Annotated in this window: 1 protein-coding gene; it reads right to left on the minus strand. The window is 64.8% G+C overall.

The window, feature by feature from the left end; translation table 11 throughout:
• Window positions 1-36: 36 nt before the first annotated feature.
• Window positions 37-1,298 (minus strand): IS3 family transposase gene (locus tag MT346_RS17865; protein WP_374202543.1). Its coding sequence is split into 2 segments (ribosomal slippage): window positions 37-926 and window positions 926-1,298, totalling 1,263 coding nucleotides; the frame shifts between segments, so codons are not numbered across the junction.
• Window positions 1,299-1,425: the final 127 nt, after the last annotated feature.

Genomic DNA, 1,425 nt, shown 5'->3' on the forward strand with positions numbered 1-1,425 from the left:
TGAACTGGTCCCCGAAGGTTGGACTGTGAAGTCAGGTTAGGCCGCGAGGGCGTGGGCTCGGTAGTTGACCGGGCTCATGCCCTCGAGTCGTTCCTGGGTGCGGTCGGTGTTCCACCATGCGATGTAGTCCCGGACTGCGGTGTTGAGCGTGGTGGTGTCGGTGAAGCGGGTTGGGTGGAACATCTCGGCTTTGAGGTGGCCGAAGAAGTTCTCGATCACCGCGTTGTCGTGACAGTTACCCTTCCGCGACATCGACTGCGTCGCACCGGTAGCGGCCAGGACGGCCCGCCAGGACCGGTGCTGGTAGTGCACCCCCTGATCGGAGTGCACCAACGGTGTCGCGCCGGGCTCTGCGGTGAAGGCGTCCCGGAGGGAACCGTTGGTCAGTTCCAGGTTGGGTGAGGTGCTGGTCCGATACGCGATGATCCTGCGGTCGAACAGGTCCATCACCGCGGAGAGGTAGAGCTTGCTGGTGCCAACACGGAACTCGGTGACGTCGGTGACCCATTTCTGGTTCGGTCCCGTCGTGGTGAAGTCTCGATCGAGCAGGTTCGGTGCGACCTTGCCGACGTCACCGCCGTAGGACGAGTACCGCTTCCTGCGGCGAACCAGACAGATCAGCTGTTCCCGACGCATCAACGCCAACACCGTCTTCTTCGCCACCCGGTGCCCATCGGAACGGATCTGGGCGTGGATCCGGCGGTGCCCATACCGGCCCTTCGCGGCGACGAACACGGCGCGGATCGCGTCAACGGTGTCCGCATGCCGGTCAGTTCGGCCCAGTCGGGCTTGGTGGTAGAAGAACGTCGACCGGGCAAGGCCTGCGAACCGGAGCAGATCATCGAGCCGGTGGTTGGCCTTGCAAGCCACGACAGCAGCAGTTCTCACTGCCGCCGTTGCTGGGCTTGCAAGGCCCGCAATTTTCCCAAGTACGCATTCTCCGCCCGCAGCAACTCGTTCTCCCGCCGCAACCGCTCCAACTCGCTCAGCTCGCCCTCGGGTTTCGCTCGCGGCCGTCCCTTGGGCCGGGGCCGTAACGCGTCCTCACCATCCCGGCGGACCAGCCCGGCCCACTTCCGCAGCAGCAACGCGGACGAGAGCCCGCCCTCGCGAGCGAGCGCGTCGGGATCCTCGCCCGCGAAGAGCCGTCGCACGAGATCGCGTTTGAGCTCAAACGAGTACGAGCGTCGTGGTTCCTCCACCAACACCTCCGGACCATGCAACGACCACCGTCGATGCAAGCGTTTCACCGGTGTCCGCGCAACACCCAACCGGCTCGCCGCCGCCCAGTCAGCCAACCCCCGCTCGAACCAGCCCACCGCAGCCTGCTGCTGCGCCTTCGTCAACGAACTCCTGTTGCCACCCACACGAACCATCCCCGGATCTGAACCGACTAAAGAGTCCAATATCCGGGGACCAGTTCAC

Source organism: Curtobacterium sp. VKM Ac-2922 (assembly GCF_022815645.1).
Classification (GTDB): domain Bacteria; phylum Actinomycetota; class Actinomycetes; order Actinomycetales; family Microbacteriaceae; genus Curtobacterium.